At 67.5% G+C, this 20823-nt stretch carries 22 protein-coding genes; 17 read left to right on the forward strand and 5 right to left on the reverse strand.

What is annotated here, in order from left to right; all coding sequences use genetic code 11:
• The first annotated feature begins 31 nt into the window (after positions 1-31).
• The 4 genes from A5624_RS16325 (at position 32) to A5624_RS16340 (ending at position 2892) form a co-directional block, all read left to right on the forward strand.
• Complete coding sequence (locus A5624_RS16325) at positions 32-538, forward strand: nuclear transport factor 2 family protein (RefSeq protein WP_066868184.1); 507 nt, start codon at positions 32-34, stop codon at positions 536-538.
• Entirely contained in the window at positions 535-1554 is a 1020-nt protein-coding gene (locus tag A5624_RS16330) for an NAD-dependent epimerase/dehydratase family protein (RefSeq protein WP_066868186.1), read from the forward strand. The genes A5624_RS16325 and A5624_RS16330 overlap by 4 nt, the downstream gene beginning before the upstream one ends.
• Before the next feature lie 64 nt (positions 1555-1618).
• A complete protein-coding gene (locus A5624_RS16335; protein WP_066868188.1) occupies positions 1619-2461 on the forward strand; it encodes a class I SAM-dependent methyltransferase in 843 nt (280 codons plus the stop codon).
• A 50-nt stretch (positions 2462-2511) separates the two neighbouring features.
• Positions 2512-2892, forward strand: a complete 381-nt coding sequence (locus A5624_RS16340; protein ID WP_066868190.1) for a DUF427 domain-containing protein — start codon at positions 2512-2514, stop codon at positions 2890-2892.
• Here the strand turns inward: A5624_RS16340 and A5624_RS16345 are convergent.
• The gene (locus tag A5624_RS16345) at positions 2886-3287 is read right to left on the reverse strand and encodes a nuclear transport factor 2 family protein (protein WP_066868192.1); all 402 of its coding nucleotides are present in this window, start codon (positions 3285-3287) and stop codon (positions 2886-2888) included. The genes A5624_RS16340 and A5624_RS16345 overlap by 7 nt on opposite strands.
• Positions 3288-3347: 60 nt before the next feature.
• Between A5624_RS16345 and A5624_RS16350 the strand changes: the two genes are divergently transcribed.
• On the forward strand, positions 3348-4259 hold the full coding sequence (locus A5624_RS16350) for a DNA-3-methyladenine glycosylase (protein ID WP_066868194.1): 912 nt from the start codon (positions 3348-3350) through the stop codon (positions 4257-4259).
• An 88-nt stretch (positions 4260-4347) separates the two neighbouring features.
• Positions 4348-4896 carry a Dps family protein gene (locus tag A5624_RS16355; RefSeq protein WP_066868196.1) on the forward strand — a complete coding sequence of 183 codons (549 nt, stop codon included), beginning with the start codon at positions 4348-4350 and terminating at the stop codon, positions 4894-4896.
• 8 nt (positions 4897-4904) lie between these two features.
• Here A5624_RS16355 and A5624_RS16360 read toward each other — a convergent pair whose 3' ends face one another.
• Positions 4905-6800: a chloride channel protein gene (locus A5624_RS16360; RefSeq protein ID WP_232002267.1), complete on the reverse strand. Its 1896-nt coding sequence runs from the start codon at positions 6798-6800 to the stop codon at positions 4905-4907.
• 298 nt (positions 6801-7098) lie between these two features.
• Between A5624_RS16360 and A5624_RS16365 the strand changes: the two genes are divergently transcribed.
• From A5624_RS16365 to A5624_RS16395, 7 genes are all read left to right on the forward strand, one after another.
• Entirely contained in the window at positions 7099-8091 is a 993-nt protein-coding gene (locus A5624_RS16365; protein ID WP_066868205.1) for a pirin family protein, read from the forward strand.
• A gap of 2 nt (positions 8092-8093) precedes the next feature.
• On the forward strand, positions 8094-8729 hold the full coding sequence (locus A5624_RS16370) for a TetR/AcrR family transcriptional regulator (RefSeq protein WP_066868207.1): 636 nt from the start codon (positions 8094-8096) through the stop codon (positions 8727-8729).
• A 72-nt stretch (positions 8730-8801) separates the two neighbouring features.
• Entirely contained in the window at positions 8802-9743 is a 942-nt protein-coding gene (locus A5624_RS16375) for a class I SAM-dependent methyltransferase (RefSeq protein ID WP_066868208.1), read from the forward strand.
• A gap of 27 nt (positions 9744-9770) precedes the next feature.
• Positions 9771-10712 carry a class I SAM-dependent methyltransferase gene (locus A5624_RS16380; RefSeq protein ID WP_066868209.1) on the forward strand — a complete coding sequence of 314 codons (942 nt, stop codon included), beginning with the start codon at positions 9771-9773 and terminating at the stop codon, positions 10710-10712.
• Positions 10713-10801: 89 nt separating this feature from the next.
• Positions 10802-12367, forward strand: coding sequence for an LCP family protein (locus tag A5624_RS16385; RefSeq protein ID WP_066868211.1), 1566 nt, complete (start codon positions 10802-10804; stop codon positions 12365-12367).
• A 145-nt stretch (positions 12368-12512) separates the two neighbouring features.
• The gene (locus A5624_RS16390) at positions 12513-13946 is read left to right on the forward strand and encodes an aldehyde dehydrogenase family protein (protein ID WP_066868212.1); all 1434 of its coding nucleotides are present in this window, start codon (positions 12513-12515) and stop codon (positions 13944-13946) included.
• A gap of 57 nt (positions 13947-14003) precedes the next feature.
• A complete protein-coding gene (locus A5624_RS16395; RefSeq protein ID WP_066868214.1) occupies positions 14004-14867 on the forward strand; it encodes an SDR family oxidoreductase in 864 nt (287 codons plus the stop codon).
• A 27-nt stretch (positions 14868-14894) separates the two neighbouring features.
• Here the strand turns inward: A5624_RS16395 and A5624_RS16400 are convergent, their stop codons facing one another.
• Positions 14895-15719 (reverse strand): tyrosine-protein phosphatase, encoded by an 825-nt coding sequence (locus tag A5624_RS16400; protein ID WP_066868216.1) that lies wholly within the window; start codon positions 15717-15719, stop codon positions 14895-14897.
• Positions 15716-16933: an acyl-CoA dehydrogenase family protein gene (locus A5624_RS16405; RefSeq protein ID WP_066868243.1), complete on the reverse strand. Its 1218-nt coding sequence runs from the start codon at positions 16931-16933 to the stop codon at positions 15716-15718. The genes A5624_RS16400 and A5624_RS16405 overlap by 4 nt, the downstream gene beginning before the upstream one ends.
• Positions 16934-17047: 114 nt before the next feature.
• Between A5624_RS16405 and A5624_RS16410 the strand changes: the two genes are divergently transcribed.
• The 4 genes from A5624_RS16410 to A5624_RS16425 all read left to right on the forward strand — a co-directional run bounded on the left by A5624_RS16410 (position 17048) and on the right by A5624_RS16425 (position 20595).
• Positions 17048-17509, forward strand: coding sequence for a nuclear transport factor 2 family protein (locus A5624_RS16410; RefSeq protein WP_066868218.1), 462 nt, complete (start codon positions 17048-17050; stop codon positions 17507-17509).
• A gap of 237 nt (positions 17510-17746) precedes the next feature.
• Complete coding sequence (locus A5624_RS16415) at positions 17747-18835, forward strand: Re/Si-specific NAD(P)(+) transhydrogenase subunit alpha (protein ID WP_066868220.1); 1089 nt, start codon at positions 17747-17749, stop codon at positions 18833-18835.
• Complete coding sequence (locus tag A5624_RS16420) at positions 18836-19174, forward strand: NAD(P) transhydrogenase subunit alpha (RefSeq protein WP_066868222.1); 339 nt, start codon at positions 18836-18838, stop codon at positions 19172-19174.
• The gene (locus tag A5624_RS16425; RefSeq protein WP_066868223.1) at positions 19171-20595 is read left to right on the forward strand and encodes an NAD(P)(+) transhydrogenase (Re/Si-specific) subunit beta; all 1425 of its coding nucleotides are present in this window, start codon (positions 19171-19173) and stop codon (positions 20593-20595) included. Before A5624_RS16420 ends, A5624_RS16425 begins: the two co-directional genes overlap by 4 nt.
• Before the next feature lie 31 nt (positions 20596-20626).
• Here A5624_RS16425 and A5624_RS28240 read toward each other — a convergent pair whose 3' ends face one another.
• Positions 20627-20752 carry a hypothetical protein gene (locus A5624_RS28240; protein WP_003874194.1) on the reverse strand — a complete coding sequence of 42 codons (126 nt, stop codon included), beginning with the start codon at positions 20750-20752 and terminating at the stop codon, positions 20627-20629.
• Positions 20753-20823 lie beyond the last annotated feature (71 nt).

Genomic DNA, 20823 nt, shown 5'->3' on the forward strand with positions numbered 1-20823 from the left:
CGCCGATGAGCTGCAATGGTGCCGCGAAATCATGAACACGCCGAAGTTCTCGCGTAGCGAACTGGCCGCCGCGTTCGAGAAGTTCGAAGCGACCGTCGATGCGGCGGCGCGGTCGCAGGACTGGGACGCGTGGGTGCAGCACTACACGCCCGATGTGGTCTACATCGAACACGCGGCGGGCACCATGCACGGCCGCGACGAGGTCCGCGAGTGGATCAGCAGGACGATGGGCAGCTTTCCCGGCAGCCACATGGTCGCTTTCCCGTCGCTGTGGTCGGTGATCGACGAGGCCACCGGGCGCATCATCATGGAGCTCGACAACCCGATGCGCGATCCGGGCGACGGCACCGTCATCAGCGCGACGAACATCTCGATCATCACCTACGCCGGTGACGGCCTGTGGCGTCAACAGGAAGACATCTACAACCCGTTGCGCTTCGTGCGGGCGACGTTGAAGTGGTGCCGCAAGGCCCAAGAGCTCGGCACCCTCGACGAGGAAGCCGCGCGTTTCATGGATCAGTACGGAGGGGCCCAGTGACCACCAGACCCAAGCTCGTCATCGGCGCCAACGGCTTCCTGGGTTCGCATGTGACCCGCCAGCTCGTCGCCGACGGTTTCGAAGTCCGGGCCATGGTGCGGCCGAACGCCAACACGCGCTCCATCGACGACCTGGACGTCACCCGGTTTCACGGCGACGTGTTCGACACCGCCGTGCTGCGCGAGGCGATGGACGGCGTGGATGACGTCTACTACTGCGTCGTCGACACCCGCGCCTGGCTGCGCGACACCTCTCCGCTGTTTCGCACCAACGTCGAGGGGCTGCGCAACGTCCTCGATGTGGCAATCGCGCAACCCGGCCTGCGCCGGTTCGTCTTCACCAGCACCTACACGACCGTCGGCCGGCGCCGCGGGCACGTGGCGACCGAAGACGACGTCGTGGGCAGTCGCGGGCTGTCGGACTACGTCAAGTCCCGGGTGCAGGCCGAGAACCTGGTGATGCGTTACGTGGCCGAGTCCGGCCTGCCCGCGGTGGCGATGTGCGTGTCGACGACATACGGCGACGGCGATTGGGGTCGCACCCCGCACGGTGCGTTCATCGCCGGCGCGGTCTTCGGCAAGCTGCCCTTCACGATGGAGGGCATCCAGCTGGAGGTCGTGGGCGTCACCGACGCGGCCCGGGCCATGATCCTGGCCGCCGAACGCGGCCGCATCGGCGAGCGATACCTGATCTCCGAGCGGATGATCGCGTTGAAAGAGGTGGTCCGGATCGCGGCCGACGAGGCCGGGGTGCCGCCGCCGCGGCGCTCGATCTCCGTTCCGATGCTCTACGCCCTGGGTGCGCTGGGCGACGTGCGGGCCCGGCTCACCGGCAAGGACGCCGAACTCAGCCTCGCCTCGGTGCGCATGATGCGTGCCGAAGCGCCCGTCGACCACAGCAAGGCCGTGCGCGAATTGGGTTGGCAGCCTCGCCCGGTCGAGGAATCCATTCGCGAGGCGGCCCGCTTCTGGGCGGCGATGCGAAATGCCAAGGGTAAGAGCGCGACTCCCGGCTGAACGCCACGCCGATCGCCGTTCAGGATGCGCCGCGGCCCGTCGTGGGGGACTAGCCTCGGGCGGTATGCCGACCGCGCGAGTACCCGTCGATCTCACCGGGGCGCCCCAGACCATGCTGGCGACGTTCTACGCGAAGGCGCTGGACGCCGACTTCGACAAGCCGATCCTGGGCGATCGGTACGCCAAGGAGATCGTCGAGCGCATCGACTACGACTGGAAGAAGACCACCATCACGGCGCGGCGAGCGCCGTCGGTGACCACCCGGTCGGCGCACTTCGACGACTGGACGCGCAAATTCCTTGCCGCGCATCCGCGTTCGGCCGTGCTGCACCTGGGCTGCGGGCTGGACAGCCGGTTCTTCCGCGTGCAGCCGGGTCCGGACGTCGAGTGGTACGACGTCGACTACCCCGAGGTTGTCGCGCTGCGCACCCAGCTCTACCCGAGCCCCGATCACTACCGCGTCATCGCCGCCTCGGTCACCGACCCGGCATGGCTGGAAGACATCCCCGCCGACCGTCCCACCCTGATGATCGGGGAGGGGCTGACCATGTACCTCACCGAGCGGGACGGCATCGCGCTGCTGCGCCGGGTGGTCGACCGATTCGGTTCCGGCGAGTTGCAGTTCGACGCGTTCAACTGGCTCGGGATCAAGTCGCAATGGCTCAACACGGTGGTGCGGCGGTCGGGATCCACGCTGCACTGGGCGATCAACGGGCCCGACGACATCGTCAACGCCGTGCCGGGGGTGCGGCTGCTGGCCTGGGAACGATGGTTCGAGTCCGACACCTTCGCGCGGTTGCCCCGCCCAACCCGAGTCCTGGGCAAGCTCATGGCGCAGGTTCAGGCGGCTGCGAACATGGCGCAATACCACCGCTACGCATTTGGCCCGGCCGAACGGGAAGGCTAGGCCACGGACGCGCGTTGAACGACTGATAGGCGCCTGAAGGAGGAACCACCATGGCCCACCCGGAAATCAAAGAACCCAACGCGGGGCACCCGATCACCATCGAGCCGACCAAGGGACGGGTGCAGGTGCGCGTCAATGGCGAGCTCGTCGCCGACACCACCGCCGCGCTGGAACTGCGTGAAGCCACTTTGCCTGCGGTGCAATACATTCCGATCGCCGACGTGGTACAGGATCGGCTCACCCGGACGGACACCAGCACGTACTGCCCCTTCAAGGGCGACGCGAGCTACTACAGCGTGACCACTTCGGCCGGTGACACCGTCGACGACGTGATCTGGACGTACGAGCAGCCGTATCCGGCGGTCGCGGCGATCGCCGGGCATGTGGCGTTCTACCCCAACAAGGCCGACATCAGCGTGCTAGCTCAGTAGGGGACCCACCCGGGAAGCGCGGTCGCCACCGCGCGGGTGTCGCTGTAGAGGCGCATCGAGACGATCAGCCCGTCGCGGGTGTCGAAGATGCAGACGAACGGGCTGTCGTACTCGACGCCGGCGGACGTGGTGCCGCTGGCCTGCGCCTCCACCACCACGGTCTCCCCCTCGTTGACGCAGCGCACCAGGTCGATGGTCAGTTCGAGCTCCTGTTTGCGTCGCTCCACCCCACGCCGAAACGCGTCCTTGTCACAGGACGTGCGGGTGTAGAGCGTCCAGTAGGTGAAGTCGTCGCTGAGCAGGGAGAAGCCCTCGTCCAGATCGCCGCCGTCGCTGGTGCTCTGCAGGAACATCCAGGCCAGTTCGCCCTGCGGGTCATCGAACGGCGTCATCACAACGCAATATTGACCTGGGACGCAGTTCACGGTCAATCACGGCAGTCGGGGAGTCATCAGATGGAAAGCGCGCGCACGGTCGTGTTCCCCGGAGCCGTCAGCTTCGGGCACACGTTGGCGCCCCTTCGCCGCGGCCGGGGGGATCCGTGCTTCCGGACTCCCGGTGACGGCTCGATCTGGCGTACCAGCCTGCTACCCACCGGTCCGGTCACGGCCCGGATCAGCCGCGTCGCCCACAACACCGCGCACGCGGTGGCGTGGGGCGGCGGCGCGCAGGAGTTCGTCGAGATGCTGCCCGCCCTGCTCGGTCTCGAGGACGACGACTCGGACTTCGTGCCGCACCATCCGACGGTTGCCGCCGCCCAGCAACGGGTGCCGCACCTGCGCCTGGGAAGAACCGGCCTGGTGCTGGAGGCGCTGATCCCGGCCATCATCGAGCAGCGGGTGCCCGGCGCCGATGCGTTTCGCGCATGGCGGGTGCTGGTGTCGAAGTACGGCACGCCGGCGCCGGGGCCGGCGCCCGACGGGATGCGCGTCATGCCGGCCGCGGAGGTCTGGAGATATATCCCGTCGTGGGAGTTTCATCGCGCCAACGTGGACCCGAGACGGGCGCAGGCGGTGGTGACCTGCGCGCGTCGGGCCTCCTCGGTGGAGCGGCTGGCGGGTGGGCCGGCCGGGCAGGCGCGTGCGGCGCTCATGTCGCTGCCGGGCGTGGGGGAGTGGACCGCCGCCGAGACGGCACAACGCGCCTTCGGTGACGCCGACGCCGTGTCGGTGGGCGACTACCACATCCCCAAGATGATCGGCTGGACGTTGCTGGGGCGGCCCGTCGACGACGCCGGCATGCTCGAACTGCTCGAGCCGATGCGCCCGCACCGCCAGCGCGTGGTCCGGCTCCTCGAGGCCAGCGGACTGGCGTACGAACCGCGCCGCGGGCCGCGGCTGCCGGTGCAGCAAATCCACTCACTTTGATCCGTCGCGTTTTTCACTATCGCCATCGGGTACCCAACGGGGCAGTAACCGTGTGTGAACCCCGTGGAAGGAAGCTAGGAAACAAGCGATGACTCAGTTCACGATTCCGGGATTGACCGACAAGCAGGCGGCGCGGCTCACCGAACTGCTGCAAAAGCAACTGAGCACCTACAACGATCTGCACCTGACGCTCAAGCACATTCACTGGAACGTGGTGGGCCCCAACTTCATCGGCGTGCACGAGATGATCGACCCGCAGGTGGATGCGGTCCGCGGGTTCGCCGACGATGTCGCCGAACGCATTGCGGCCCTTGGTGCTTCGCCGCAGGGTACTCCCGGCGCCATCATCAAGGACCGCTCGTGGGACGACTATTCGGTCGGCCGCGACACGGTCCAGGCCCACTTGGCCGCGCTGGATCTGGTGTACACCGGCGTGATCGAGGACATCCGCCAATACATCGACGAGACAGACGAACTCGACCAGGTGACCCAGGACCTGCTGATCGGGCAGGCGGGTCGGCTGGAGAAGTTTCAATGGTTCGTCCGGGCGCACCTGGAAAGCGCCGGCGGAGAGTTGGCCCACCAAGGCAAGAGCACCGAGAAGGACGCCGCAAGCAGCGCTCGTGGCAAATCCTGACGGTTATGCTAGTCACGGTGCTTGGAATCGGCGTCCCGCGAACCGTTTTTGGGGACTAGGACATTGATGCGGTCTCCGGCCGTGAGTTGCACGGCGGGTTGGGCGTCGACCAGCTGCCGGTTGTGCACTACGGATACCGGGAGGTGGCCCGCCGGCCAATCGAGGTCGTCGAGCGTGCGTCCGACCGCGGCTGAATCCGCCGCCAGAGTGTGCTCGATGATGCAGTATCCGTCGAGTTGACTTCGCGGATCGTGTTCGTTCTCGGGACTTTTCGGGTCCGCGGAGTCACCGCCGAGATTCGCGGCGGTGGGGCTGGGTTCGACACCTGTGACGTAGGCACTGACGGCGCGCAGCACGTTCTGGTTGGTCAGCCAACCCTGAACGCGGTGCGCGTTGGTATCGATCACCGGTAGTCCATCGCGGCCGTAGAGCACCAGCTGGCGCAGGGCCTGCGCGAGGCTGTCGTTGGCAAACAGCGCCTGCGGTTCCCGGATCCGGGTCACGGGGCCGAGGAGTTGTGTTCTGTCGTGGGTGGTGTCGCTTGTCGGATGGGTCAGGTCCAGTGGAGTGGCAAATGGATGCATGGCCTCAGCGACCGTGAGGCCCGCAAAAGCGTGGGCGGGGGCGGGCCGATCGATGTCGATGCCCCGGCGTAGCAGCTTGGCGGTGTAGATGGTGCCGTAGGAAAGCCCGCGCGACACCGTGGTTCCCACGGCGACGGCCAGCATGACCGGCAATGTCAGGGTGAAGTCGCCGGTCATCTCGACCGTGCTGGCCAGCGCGGTGAGCGGGGCCCGGGCGGCGGAAGCGAATACCGCGCCCATGCCGACGATGGCATACAGCGCGGGATGTCCCACCGCAGTGCCGATGACGTGCTGGACGATCAGCCCGAATGCCATGCCGGAAGTAGCCCCCACGAACAACGACGGAGCGAACACGCCGCCGGAGCCGCCGATCCCGATGGTCAAGCTGCACGCCAGCATTTTGCCGCCGGCGAGGACCACCAGGAACCACAGAGCGTAATGACCGGCAAAGGCGGCGTACATGACCGGGTAGCCCACCCCGTACAGCTGCGGCACGGCGAGCAACAGCAGGCCCAGCACCAATCCACCGACCGCCGGTCGCGCCCAGTCCGGGCGCTCGCCCCAGAGCCGATCACACAGATCCTCCGTCTTGTACAGGACGTTTTTGAACACGATGCCCAGCACCCCGGCGACCGCCGCAAGAAGGGCGATCAGCAAGTAATTGGCAATGTGATTGAGCTCGATGCCCTCGGGAAGCTTCGTGAGGAAAGGGGCGGAGCCGAAGAACACGCGGGCGATCACGTCGGCGACCATTGCCGAAAGCATGATGGTGAAGATCGCCTCGACCGAGAGTTCACGCAGGATCAGTTCGACGGCGAAGAACACCCCGGTGATCGGGGCGTTGAACGTTGCCGAGATGCCGCCGGCGGCGCCGCACGCCACCAGCACCCTTAGCCGATTCTCCGGCATCCGCACCCATTGACCGAAGCTTGATGCCAGCGCCGCACCGATCTGCACGATCGGCCCCTCCCGACCGACCGAGCCGCCGGTCCCGATGCACATCGCCGAGGCCAGCGCTTTCACCACCGTCACCTGCGGGCGGATGCGGCCGCCGTTCTCTGCGACGGCGATCATCACTTCCGGGACGCCGTGGCCACGCGCCTCGCGCGCGAACCGGCTGATCAGTGGCCCGTACAGCAACCCGCCGATAACGGGGATGACCGCGTAAAACGCGATCCCCAACCAGGGCAGGTGGTCGCTGGCCGCCCACCCCTGTTGGCCGAACTCGTCATGGCCGGTCGCCAGCCAGGTGAAGCCGAAGACCAGGTAGCGGAACGCCACCGCGCCGAGCCCGGCGCCGACCCCCACCACGATTGCCACGCAAAACAAGCCCAGTTGATTCGCCCGCAGCCAGCTTGCGAGCTGTCCCGGAAACCCGGCCCCCGGCTTTCGCGTGCGGGCCGGGTGACCGGCTGATTTGTCCTGCCCCATGCCCGTCACCCTCCCAGCGTTCTTTTCAATCGTTGCGTCGAAACCATGTTCGAAGGTCACCCGCACCCGCGACGAATATTTATGTCAGCAAATATTGCCCTATGGAACTATCGGCCGCCTGTTACGAGCCCCAGGAATAAGTGGACCTCAGTCCGGTTATATGGGCATCCACTAAACGAGGAGCCCGATGCCTGCAATCACGGCTGACACCATGACCCTGCCGCGAGTGAGCGGCCCCGGCCCCGCGGATGCCGAGCGGGCCGTCCGATCGATCACCACCTGCCCGCGCGGCTACGAGGGCGAGGGTTTTCCGGTGGTGCGCGCCTTCGCGGGCGTCAGCACCGCCGCGCTCGACCCGTTCGTGCACATGGACCAGATGGGTGAGGTCGACTACCAACCGGGCGAGCCCAGGGGCACCGATTGGCATCCGCACCGCGGCTTCGAAACCGTGACCTACATGCTCGACGGGAAGTTCGCGCACCAGGACTCGCACGGTGGCGGCGGCCTGATCGCCGACGGCGCCACGCAGTGGATGACGGCCGGGTCCGGCATCCTGCACATCGAGACCCCGCCGGCCGAACTGGTCGACAGCGGCGGGCTCTTCCACGGCATCCAGTTGTGGGTCAACCTGCCGAAAAAGGACAAGTTCGCGCCCCCGCGCTATCAGGCCATCGAGGGTGGCGACGCTGCCCTGCTCGCCTCCGACGACGGCGGGGCGTTGGTCCGCATCATCGCCGGCGAGATCGACGGCCACCGGGGTCCGGGCATCACTCACACCCCGATCACCCTCGCCCACGCGACCATCGAGAACGGGGCCCGGCTCAACATCCCGTGGCGGCGCGATTTCAACGCGCTGGCCTACGTGCTGTCCGGCAGCGGGTACGTCGGTCCGGTCGCGCACCCGATCCGCCAGGGGCAGTTAGCGGTCCTGTCAGCCGGCGATCGGATCACGGTCGGCGCCCAGCGGGCACCGGATTCGAGCGGCCTGCCGGTCCGGGGCGCCATTGATGTGCTGCTTCTGGGCGGGCGGCCGATTCGCGAACCGGTATTCCACTACGGCCCTTTCGTGATGAACACTCGGGCGGAATTGATCGAGGCGCTAGAGGACTACCGAGCTGGAAAGTTTGGCACCATTCCGCCAAATGCGCTAATGCCGCACCGCGGGGGTGGCACACTTTAGCAATGCATCCCCGGGGGAATCGCAGGCCGGGGCGTCCGCCCGCCGCGAAAGCCGACGAGACGCGGCAGCGGATCATCCAAGCCGCCCGTCTGGTCTTCAGCGAGCGCGGCTACGACGGCGCGACGTTCCAGGCCATTGCGGCGCGCGCCGACCTTACCCGACCGGCGATTAACCATTATTTCTCGAGCAAACGAGCGCTTTATCGCGAAGTTATGGACGAGACAAATGAATTCATCATCGGAGCAGGAATTAAACAGGCCGAAGGCGAGACGGGGCTGGTAGCACGGCTGACGGCGTTCATCTCCGCGGCTGTTAAAGCGAATTCGGAAAATCCCGCCGGTTCGGCGTTCATTATCGGCGGCGTACTCGAATCGCAGCGGCATCCGGAGTGGAGCGCAACCGAAAATGATTCCGTGCGGGTGGCGCGAGAATTTCTGATGCGCGAAGTGAACGAGGCGATCGAGCGCGGCGAGGTCGTCGCCGACATCGACGCGTCCGCGTTGGTCGAATCACTGCTCGTGGTGATCTCGGGGGTGGGCCTGTACGCGGGTTACATCAAGAGCTACAAGGAAATGCTGGCTGTCACAGGGATGCTGCGCCAGCTCCTGGAAGGCGCGCTCTGGCGGCCGGAGGCCTAGCCCCTTCGACGCAGTGAAGTTGCGCACAAAGCGTATAGGCTAACTAACTTATCCCGGTACCATGGTCGGGATATGACTGACCTGGATGCCTCGCCACCGCCTTCCGTACGGTCTGCCAGCGACAGCTGGACCATCACCGAACTCGTCGGCGCCACCGCGCTGGGCGTCGCCGCGTCGCGCGCCGCCGAGACCGCCGGACCCGATCCGCTGATCCGCGACGAGTTCGCGCGCCTGCTGGTGTCGTCGGCCGGACCGGCGTGGGCCCGGCTGGCCGACCCCGAGCTCGGCTGGCTCGACGGTGATCAGCACGGCCAGCGCGCGCATCGGTGCGGCATCGACTACCAAGCCGTGCGCACCCACTTCTTCGACGAGTACTTCACCGGGGCCGTCGACGCAGGCATCCGCCAGGTGGTGATCTTGGCCGCCGGCCTCGACTCCCGGGCCTACCGGCTGGACTGGCCGACCGGCACCACGGTCTACGAGATCGACCAGCCCCAGGTACTCGAGTACAAGGCGGGCATCCTGCAGCAGCACGGCGCCGTGCCCACCGCCATCCGGCACCCCGTCGCGGTGGACCTGCGCGACGACTGGCCCGCGGCCCTGACCGCCGCCGGGTTCGACCGCACGCGGCCCACCGCGTGGCTGGCCGAAGGCCTGCTCCCGTACCTGCCCAGCGACGCCCAGGACCGGCTGTTCGAGATGTTCACCGCGCTGAGCGCACCCGGCAGCCAGGTCGCGATCGAGATGTTCGGCATGAACTCGCGCAGCAACTCGCAGCGCTGGCTGCGGATGCGGGAGCGGCTCGGCCTGGACGTCAACGTCCAGGCGCTGACGTACCACGAGCCGGACCGTTCGGACGCCGCGGCGTGGCTGGCCGAACACGGCTGGCAGGTGCACAGCGTGAGTAACCGCGACGAGATGGCCCGGCTGGGGCGTCCAGTGCCCGACGACCTGACCGACGAGGCGGTCCGCAGCACCCTGTTGCGGGCGCGTCTCGGCACGCCCACCGCCTGACCGAGGATCGATCCAAGGAGCAACGCCATGAGTTCACTGCGCACGCACGACGACACCTGGGACATCAAGAGCAGCGTCGGCACCACCGCGGTGATGGTCGCCGCGGCGCGGGCCATCGAGACCGAGCAGCCCGACGCGCTGATCCGCGACCCCTACGCCCGGCTGCTGGTCAACAACGCCGGCGCCGAGGTGCTCTGGGAGGCCATGCTCGACCCGGAGGTCGTGGCCAAGATCGAAGCCATCGACGAAGAATCCGCCGCCCGGATCCAGCACATGCGCGGCTACCAGGCGGTGCGGACCCACTTCTTCGACGAGTACTTCGCAGACGCCGTCGCCGCCGGGATCCGGCAGGTGGTGATCCTCGCGTCGGGTCTGGATTCGCGGGCGTACCGCCTCGACTGGCCGGCCGGCACCACCGTCTACGAGATCGACCAGCCCCAGGTGCTGGACTACAAGACCACGACGCTGGCCGAAAGCGGCGCCACGCCGTCGGCCGACCGTCGCGAGGTGGCGATCGACCTGCGCGAGGACTGGCCGACCGCGCTGCGCGCCGCCGGCTTCGACCCCGCCCGGCCCACCGCCTGGCTGGCGGAGGGATTGCTGATGTACCTGCCCGCGGAAGCCCAGGACAAGCTGTTCACGCAGATCGGCGAGCTCAGCCCGGCGGGCAGCCGCGTCTCCGCCGAGACCGCACCCATGCACGCCGAGGAGCGGCGCCAGCAGATGCGCGAACGGTTCAAAAAGGTTGCCGACCAGCTCGGCCTCGAGGAGACCGTCGACGTCGGCGAGCTGATGTACCGCGACGAGCACCGTGCGAACCTCGCCGACTGGCTCAACGAGCACGGCTGGCGCGCCACGGCGCAGAACTCGATCGACGAGATGCACCGCCTGGGTCGTGGGGTGCAGAGTTCCGAAATCGACGAAGACCGGGACGCCTTCTCCGACTTCGTCATCGCCGAGCGCCTGTAGCGGCCCGCACCGGCTCGTCGACCGTCCGTTGGCTCGCGGCTCCGGTTACCGGGAATTCGCCTGGTCATCGGGGACAATGGTCACTCATTATGGCCAGTGGCGGATCGGGGCGATCGCACCGTTGGGTGCTGCTCAAGGGCCGCCTGGTCGCCAGCATCGCGTCGGCGTTCGTCATGGCCATCACCGGCGTCGGCTGGACGGGCTACCACACCGCGCTGGGCAGGATCATCATCTCGCACGCACTGCCCCATGCGGCGACGACGCTGGACGGCAACCAGAACATCCTGCTGATGGGCTTGGACAGCAGGTTGGATCAGAACGGTCAGCCGCTGCCCCAGGAGATCTACGACGCGCTGCACGCCGGTGACGAAAGCTCGGGCGGCTACAACGCGAATGTCCTTATCGTCGTGCATCTTTCGGACGGTGACGGGCCCGTCACCGCGATCTCGATTCCGCGCGACGACTACGCGGAGCTACCGGGCTGCCCGGGGTCGGTCTGCGCCGGCAAGATCAAGCAGGCCTACGGGCTGGCCTATCAGCAGTCGCTGAATTCGCAGGCGGCCGGGAAATCGGGTGGGGCGGGCGCCACCAATCTGGCGGCCCGCGAGCAGACCGCCCGCGAGGCTGGGCGCAAGGCCGAAATCAGCGCCGTCAACGACTTTCTGGGGATCTCCGTCGACCACTTCGTCGAGATCACGCTGGGCGCGTTCTTTCAAATCGCCAAGGCCGTCGAGCCGATCACGGTGTGCCTCAACGCCGATACGCGGGACAGCTATTCGGGTGCCGACTTCCATCAGGGGGTGCAGCGCATCGACGCCGCGGACGCGATGGCCTTCGTGCGGCAGCGCCGCGACGAAAACGACGGCTCCTTCACCGATTTCGACCGGACGCGACGGCAGCAGGCGTTCCTGGTGTCGTTGGTCCAGGCGGCTCGCAGCGGTGGTGCGCTGTCCAGCGTGAGCGGGCTGCGTAAGCTGCTGCAGGTCGCCCGAGACAACGTCGCCGTCGACGACGGGCTCGACATCATGGAATTGGCCTCGCGGGCCTCGCAATTGAGTGAGCGGCCGCTGTCGCTGTACACCCTGCCCATCTCCGGCTTCGGCAAGGACGCCAACGGGTCCGACATCAACCAGGTCGACCTTCCGACGATCCGGCGCATCGTCAACGAGCGCTTCATGTCCGACACGCCGGTCGCGCTCGAGGCCGCGTCACCGGCCACCCAGCCGGCACCCGTGCTGACCGAACCCGTGATCCTCGACGTCGTCAACGCGGCCGCACGGGACGGACTCGCGGCCGCCATCGAGGAGGCCTTCGCGGCCCGCGGCTTCACCCGCGGCAGCGCCACGACCGCCGCGGCTCCGGCCGACGACAGCGCCATCGAATACGGCCCCGGGGCGGACCGCGGCGCGCAGCTCCTGGCCGACCAGCTGCACATGCCCGCGACGGCGAACGGCGCCGTGGCCGCGGGCACCGTGCGGCTGACGGTGGGGACGGCATTTCCCGCGGCGGACTACCTCGCCCACCCCGGCGCGACGACCGACCCGTCGGGGTCCGGGCAGGTGAGTGCCGTCGCCGCCACCGGCACCGGCGACCGCGCCCCGGCGCCGACCGACCTCAGCCAGATGACCGCGGCGAAGGTGCCCTGCGTCAAGTAACCGCGCGCCCGCAACCGCGGTGGTACTGCCCGGCGAGACCGGGGTTGGGCGGATCCTTCCTATTGCTCTCCCAACCGGATGGTTAGTATCGCGGTTATCACCGATGAGCGGCCGCCTTGCAGCGGGACTCTGCTCGGGAAGGACAATGATGACCACCGAATCGGTTGCATCGCAGACATCGCTCGCCAAGGACTCCACCAACGGGGCGGCTGCGGCCGACGTCCCCGCCACGGTTGCCCGCCTTCGTCAGACCTTCGCCACCGGACGTACCCGCGACGTCGAATGGCGCAAGCGGCAGCTGCTGCAACTGGCGAAGCTGATGGAGGAGAACGAGGCCGCGATCGCCGCCGCGCTCGCCGAAGACCTGGACCGCAGCCCCTTCGAGGCCTACATCGCCGACATCGCCACCACTGCCGGCGAAGCCAAGTACGCGGCCAAGAAGGTGCGGAGGTGGACCCGCCGCAAGTACCAGCTGCTGGAGGTGCCGCAACTTCCCGGCCGCGGTTGGATCGAGTACGAGCCCTACGGCACCGTGTTGATCATCGGCGCCTGGAACTACCCGTTCTATTTGACCCTGGGTCCGGCCGTCGGAGCGATCGCCGCCGGAAACGCCGTCATCCTCAAGCCCTCCGAGATCGCGGCGGCGTCCGCGCACCTGATGGCCGAGCTGGTGCCGAAGTATCTCGACCAGGACGCCATCGCGGTGGTCGAGGGCGACGGCGCGACGAGCCAGGAGCTCATCGCCCAAGGCTTGGACCGCGTGCTGTTCACCGGCGGCACCGAGATCGGCCGCAAGGTCTACGAGGGCGCGGCACCGCACCTGACGCCCTGCACCCTAGAGCTCGGCGGCAAGAGCCCGGTCATCGTCGCCGCCGACGCCGACGTGGAGGTGGCGGCCAAGCGGATCGCCTGGATGAAACTGCTCAACGCCGGACAGACCTGTGTGGCACCCGATTACGTCCTGGCGGACGCCACGATTCGCGATGAACTGGTCGACAAGATTGGTGCCGCCATCACCAAATTCACCTCGGACAAGCCGGGCGGCATGCGGGTGGTCAATCAGCGCCAATTCGACCGGATCAGCGGTTACCTGTCCAGCGGAGACGGCAAGGTCACCGTCGGCGGGGCCTGCGACGCGTCGAACCTGCGCATCCAGCCCGCCGTCGTGGTTGACCCCGACCCGAACGGGCCGCTGATGCAGAACGAGATCTTCGGTCCCGTCCTACCGGTGGTCACCGTCCAAAACCTGGACGAGGCAATACGTTTCGTGAACTCGAGGCCCAAGCCGCTGTCGGCCTACCTGTTCACCAAGCGACGCGAGACGCGCGAGCGGGTGATCAAGGAGGTGCCGGCCGGCGGCATGCTGGTCAACCACATCGCCTTCCAGGTGTCGACGGCCAAGCTGCCGTTTGGTGGGGTCGGCGCTTCGGGGATGGGGGCCTACCACGGCCGCTATGGCTTCGAGGAGTTCAGCCACCGCAAGTCGGTGTTGACCAAACCCACTCGGCCCGACCTGTCGAGCTTCATCTACCCTCCGTACACCGAGCGGGCCTTCAAGATGGCCCGCCGAATGTTCTGACCCTGGTTTCACCGAAACCGTTGCAACACTGAGTTTTTCACAGCAGAGAGGAAACGTATGCCCGGAGTGCAGGATCGCGTCATCGTCGTCACCGGAGCCGGTGGAGGCCTGGGCCGTGAGTACGCCCTGACCCTCGCCAAGGAGGGCGCCAGCGTCGTCGTCAACGACCTCGGCGGTTCGCGTGACGGCACCGGCGCCGGCCATAACATGGCCGACCAGGTGGTCCAGGAGATCAAGGACGCCGGCGGGCGGGCGGTCGCCAACTACGACAGCGTCGCCGAACCCGAGGGCGCCGAGAACATCATCAAAACCGCGCTCGACGAATTCGGCGCCGTGCACGGCGTGGTCAGCAACGCCGGCATACTGCGCGACGGCACCTTCCACAAGATGTCCTTCGAGAACTGGGACGCCGTGCTCAAGGTGCACCTCTACGGCGGCTACAACGTCATCCGCGCCGCCTGGCCGCACTTCCGTGAGCAGAGCTACGGCCGCGTCGTCGTGGCCACCTCCACCAGCGGACTGTTCGGTAACTTCGGCCAAACCAACTACGGCGCAGCCAAACTCGGCCTCGTCGGCCTGATCAACAGCCTGGCGCTGGAGGGTGCGAAGTACAACATCCACGCCAACGCGGTCGCCCCGATCGCCGCCACCCGCATGACCGAGGACATCCTGCCCAAGGAGGTGCTCGAGAAGCTGACCCCCGAATACGTCGCACCCGTGGTGGCCTACCTGTGCACCGAGGAAAACCCGAACAGCGCTTCGGTTTTCGTCGTCGGTGGCGGCAAGGTGCAGCGCGTCGCGCTGTTCCAGAACGCGGGCGTCAACTACGACAAGCCGCCGACGGTGGAGGACATCGCCTCGCAGTGGGGCGAGATCACCGACCTGTCCGCGGCGAAGCAGGCGGACTTCAAGCTGGGCTGAGCCAGCCGCGACCGGGTGGTCAGCGAGTCAGGCGAGCAGTTCGCCGCGCAGGCGTTCGACGTCCGCCTCGCTGACACCCGCGTCGCTTAAATAGGCGTCCAGGGACCCGAATTCGTCGTCGATCGTTTGGCGCGCGGCGTCCAGGTATTCCGGACGCACGCCGAGGACTCCGTCGGACAGCCGCGCCTCGGTGAACGTCATGACTTCCGGGGTGAGTTCGACGTCGGAGCGCTGCTTGATCATCTCGGAGATGTGGTCTCGGAGTTGGGGGACCGCGGCGTTGCTGCGCAGGTAGTCGGCGATGATGGTGTCGCGGTCGACGCCGAGCACTTCCAGCACCGTCGCGATCACGAAACCGGTCCGATCTTTGCCCGCGAAGCAGTGCGTGAGCACCGGGCGCCCGGCACCCAGCAGCGAAAAGACTTGCCGCACAGCACGTTGCGCCCCGTTGCGGGTCGGAAACTGCCGGTACTCGTCGATCATGTGACGAACGGCGGCCTCGTTGACGGCCTCGTCGGATTGGTTCGGGTCGCCTTCGAACAGCCGACGGAACGCGTGCTCGTGCGGGGCCTCGTTGTCGGTCGGTGCATCGTCGCCGAGGTCGGGAAGGGGCAGCCGGTGGATCTCGACGCCGTCGGGGACCAGCCCCGGGCCGCGCCGGGCGACTTCCTGGTTCGCGCGCAGGTCGGCGACATCGGTGATGCCCAGCTCGAGCAGCGTTGCGCGTCCGGCGTCGTCGAGCCGGCTCAGCTCACCGGACCGGAACAGCCGCCCGGGCCGAAGCGCGCTCGCGCCGTCGGCGACGTCGCGAAAGTTCCACGCGCCGGACAGTTCTCGCAACGCCTCGGTCATCCTGCGGTGACCGCCGCGGCGAAGGCCGACTGTTCGCGGCCGATCTCGGTGCGCGCGATGGTCCGCATGTGCACCTCGTCGGGTCCGTCGAAGATGCGCATGGCGCGGTGCCAGCCGTAGAGGCGGGCCAGCACCGTGTCGTCGCTGACGCCGGCGGCGCCGTGTACCTGGATGGCGCGGTCGATGACGTCGCACGCGACCTGCGGTGCCACCGCCTTGATCTGCGAGACCAACAGGTGGGCGGCCTTGTTGCCGTGCTGATCGATGGTCCACGCCGCTTTTTCGCACAGCAAGCGGGCCTGGTCGATCTCGTTGCGGGACTTCGCAATTGCTTGCTGCACCAGACCCTGGTCGGCCAGCGGCCGGCCGAAGGCGATGCGGTTGTTCGCGCGGTGCACCATCAGCGCCAGCGCACGTTCGGCGCCGCCGAGCGCGCGCATGCAGTGGTGGATGCGGCCCGGGCCCAGCCGGGCCTGGGCGATCGCGAAGCCGCCGCCCTCCTCACCGAGCAGATTGGTGGTTGGTACCCGCACGTTGTCGTAGATGATCTCGCAGTGCCCGTGCTGGTCCTGCCAGCCGAACACCGACGTCGAGCGCACCACCGTCACGCCCGGGGTGTCCATCGGCACCAGCACCATCGACTGCTGCTGGTGACTCGCGGCGTCGGGGTTGGTGCGGCCCATCACGATCAGGATCTTGCAGCGCGGGTCGGCCGCGCCCGAGGTCCACCATTTACGGCCGTTGATGACGTAGTCGGCGCCGTCGCGCACGATCGACGTCTCGATGTTGCGGGCGTCGCTGCTGGCGACCGCCGGCTCGGTCATCGAGAACGCGCTGCGGATCTCGCCCGCCAACAACGGCTCCAGCCACTGCTTGCGCTGCTCCTCGGTGGCGAACAGGTGCAGGGTCTCCATGTTCCCGGTGTCCGGCGCCGCGCAGTTGACCGCCTCGGGCGCGAGCTCCAGGCTCCAGCCGGTGAGCTCGGCCAGCGGGGCGTACTCGAGGTTGGTCAACCCCGACTCGGCCGGCAGGAACAGGTTCCACAGGCCCCGCTCTTTGGCCTTGACCTTGAGGTCCTCGATGACGGGCGGGACCGTGTGATCGTGTGGGCCGGCTTCTTCGCGGTATTTGTCGTATTCGGCCTCGGCCGGAAAGACGTACTCGGTCATGAAGTCGGACAGTCGCTTGTGGTAGTCGATGGCTTTGGCCGACATCGCGAAGTCCATGCCCGTCACGATAGGACACGTGTCGAGTCGCCGGGTTTCCGGTCGTCAGCGCGGTGCTTACGCCGGGGTGAAAGCGCGCCGGCGGGGCGGCACGATAGAGGCATGAGTGAAGCCCGCCCCCCGTTCCCGCCGTTCACCCGGGAAACCGCGATCCAGAAAGTGCAGGCGGCCGAGGACGCCTGGAACACCCGCGATCCCCACCGCGTCAGCCTGTCCTACACCGTCGATTCGCAGTGGCGCAATCGCGACGAACACGTCGTGGGCCGCGACGAGATCGTGGCGTTTCTGACCCGCAAGTGGCAGCGCGAACTGGATTACGCACTGCGCAAGAGCCTTTGGGACTTCCACGACAACCGCATCGCGGTGCGGTTCCAGTACGAGTGCCGCGACGCGTCCGGCCAGTGGTATCGCAGCTACGGCAACGAGCTGTGGGAGTTCACCGAGTCCGGACTGATGGCGCGGCGCGAAGCCAGCATCAACGACGTGCCGATCGAGCAATCGCAGCGGCGCTACTTCGGGCCCCGACCGGAGTCCGAACACGGCCACGACATCCCGCTTTGGTAGCAACAACGCCGGCTTGTGACCTCACAACGGTGCGGGCGCTACTGCGTCGCGCGGCGGCGGCGAACCATCGACCGGAGCGTCGATCGCCTTCGGCCGGGGTATCCCGCCTTGGGCTGCCGGAGCCGTTGACGCGTCCATGGTGAAACCTGGTTAAGGTAGCGAAGCGCGCGGCCGAGCCGGCGCCACGTCCATCGGCAGGGACAGTACGGGAAAGTACGGAAAGTAGATGTACGCGCCATGACAAATGCGCAGACGACGGTAGGAGTGGTCGCCGAATCCGGCCCCGACGAGCGGCGGGTCGCGCTGGTGCCGAAGGCGGTCGCGTCGCTGGTGAACAGCGGCGTGGCGGTGGTGGTCGAATCCGGCGCGGGGGAGCGGGCGTTGCTGCCCGACGCGCTCTACACCGAGGCCGGGGCCAGCATCGGCGACGCGTGGGCCGCCGACGTGGTGGTCAAGGTGGCGCCGCCGACGCAGGCCGAGGTCGCCAAGCTGCACAGCGGTCAGACGCTGATCGGTTTCCTCGCGCCGCGCAACGCCGAGAACTCGATCGGCGCGCTGAAGCATGCGGGCGTGCAGGCGTTCGCGCTCGAGGCCATCCCGCGGATCTCGCGGGCTCAGGCGATGGACGCGCTGTCGTCGCAGGGCAACGTGGCCGGTTACAAGGCGGTGCTGCTGGCGGCCTCGGAGTCCACCCGGTTCTTCCCGATGCTGACGACTGCGGCCGGCACCGTGAAGCCGGCCACCGTGCTGGTGCTCGGCGTCGGGGTGGCCGGGCTGCAGGCGCTGGCGACGGCCAAACGGCTGGGCGCCCGTACCACCGGTTACGACGTCCGGCCCGAGGTGGCCGACCAGGTGCGCTCGGTGGGCGCGCAGTGGCTTGACATCGGAATCGACGCCTCCGGCGAGGGTGGCTACGCCCGTGAGCTGACCGACGAGGAGCGCGCCCAGCAGCAGAAGGCTTTGGAGAAGGCGATCAGCGGCTTCGACGTCGTGATCACCACGGCGCTGGTCCCCGGACGCCCGGCGCCACGCCTGGTCACCGCGGCGGCGGTGGAGGCGATGAAGCCCGGCAGCGTGGTGGTGGACCTGGCCGGAGAGACCGGCGGCAACTGCGAGCTCACCGAGCCCGGCCAGACCGTCGTCAAGCACGACGTCACCATCGCGTCGCCGCTGAACCTGCCGGCCACCATGCCCGAGCACGCCAGCGAGCTCTACAGCAAGAACATCACCGCACTGCTGGACTTGCTGCTCACCGACGGCAAGCTGGCCCCCGACTTCGACGACGAAGTGATCGCGGAATCGTGTGTCACACGGAAGGACTCGTAGATGTACGACGAGCTATTGGCCAACCTGGCGATCCTGGTGCTGTCCGGATTCGTCGGGTTCGCGGTCATTTCCAAGGTGCCCAACACGCTGCACACGCCGCTGATGTCGGGCACCAACGCCATCCACGGCATCGTGGTGCTGGGCGCGCTGGTGGTGTTCGGCTCGGTCGAGCACCCCTCGCTGGCGGTGCAGATCATCCTGTTCGTCGCGGTGGTGTTCGGAACCCTGAACGTCATCGGCGGGTTCATCGTCACCGACCGGATGCTGGGCATGTTCAAGGGCAAAAAGAAGCGGCTGCCCGCCAAGGCCGAGAGCACGGAAGCGCCGGCCGCCAAATGAATTACCTGGTTATCGGCCTCTACATCATCTCGTTCGCCCTCTTCATCTACGGCCTGATGGGCCTGACCGGACCCAAGACGGCGGTGCGGGGCAACCTGATCGCCGCGGTCGGCATGGCGCTGGCGGTGGTGGCGACCCTGATCAAGATCCGCCACACCGACCAGTGGGTGCTGATCATCGCCGGCCTGGTGGTGGGCGTCGTGCTCGGCGTCCCGCCCGCCCGCTACACCAAGATGACGGCCATGCCGCAGCTGGTGGCGTTCTTCAACGGCGTCGGCGGCGGCACGGTCGCGCTGATCGCGCTCGCGGAATTCATTGAGACGCACGGCTTTTCGGCCTTCCAGCACGGCGAGTCGCCGACCGTGCACATCGTGGTGGCCTCGCTGTTCGCCGCGATCATCGGGTCGATCTCGTTTTGGGGATCGATCATCGCGTTCGGCAAGCTGCAGGAGATCATCTCCGGCTCGCCGATCGGCTTCGGCAAGGCGCAGCAGCCGATCAACCTGCTGCTGCTGGCCGGGGCGGTGGCCGCGGCCGTCGTCATCGGCCTGCACGCGCATCCGGGCACCAGCGGCGCGCCGCTCTGGTGGATGATCGGGCTGCTCGCCGCCGCGGGCGTGCTGGGCCTGATGGTGGTGCTGCCCATCGGCGGCGCCGACATGCCGGTGGTCATCTCGCTGCTCAATGCGATGACCGGGCTTTCGGCCGCGGCCGCGGGGCTGGCGCTGAACAACACCGCGATGATCGTCGCGGGCATGATCGTCGGCGCGTCCGGTTCGATCCTGACCAACCTGATGGCCAAGGCCATGAACCGCTCGATCCCCGCGATCGTCGCCGGTGGCTTCGGCGGTGGCGGCGTCGCGCCGAGCGGCGGCGACAGCGGCGACAAGACCGTCAAGGCCACCTCGGCCGCCGACGCGGCGATCCAGATGGCGTACGCCAACCAGGTGATCGTGGTGCCCGGCTACGGCCTCGCGGTCGCCCAGGCCCAGCACGCGGTCAAGGACATGGCGGCGCTGCTGGAAGACAAGGGCGTGGAGGTCAAGTACGCCATCCATCCGGTCGCCGGCCGGATGCCGGGCCACATGAACGTGTTGCTGGCCGAGGCCGAGGTCGACTACGACGCCATGAAGGACATGGACGACATCAACGATGAGTTTGCCCGCACCGACGTCGCGATCGTCATCGGCGCCAACGACGTCACCAACCCGGCGGCCCGCAACGACGCGTCCAGCCCGATCTACGGGATGCCGATCCTGAATGTGGACAAGGCCAAGTCGGTGATTGTGCTCAAGCGGTCGATGAACTCGGGTTTCGCGGGGATCGACAACCCGCTGTTCTACGGCGAAGGCACCAGCATGCTGTTCGGCGACGCGAAGAAATCGGTGACCGAGGTCGCCGAGGAACTCAAAGCGCTGTAACAGCGGGAAAAAGCGCCGCTGCGCTGGGCGGTTAGACGGGCGGGTAAGCCGGCGGCGGGTAGCCGTTTCCGTCGGTGACCCCACGCAAGCCCCAGGTCAGGTACCGCATGAAGAACTCGATCTCGTCGCTTCCGTCGTAATCCGGACTCGGATCCATCGGCCCCACCTCTCGACTCATCGCGTTCGATCAGGAGTCTAGTCGCATACGCCTGCACGTGACACCCGGCG

The organism is Mycobacterium sp. 1482292.6 (assembly GCF_001672995.1).
In the GTDB taxonomy this organism is placed as follows: domain Bacteria; phylum Actinomycetota; class Actinomycetes; order Mycobacteriales; family Mycobacteriaceae; genus Mycobacterium; species Mycobacterium europaeum_A.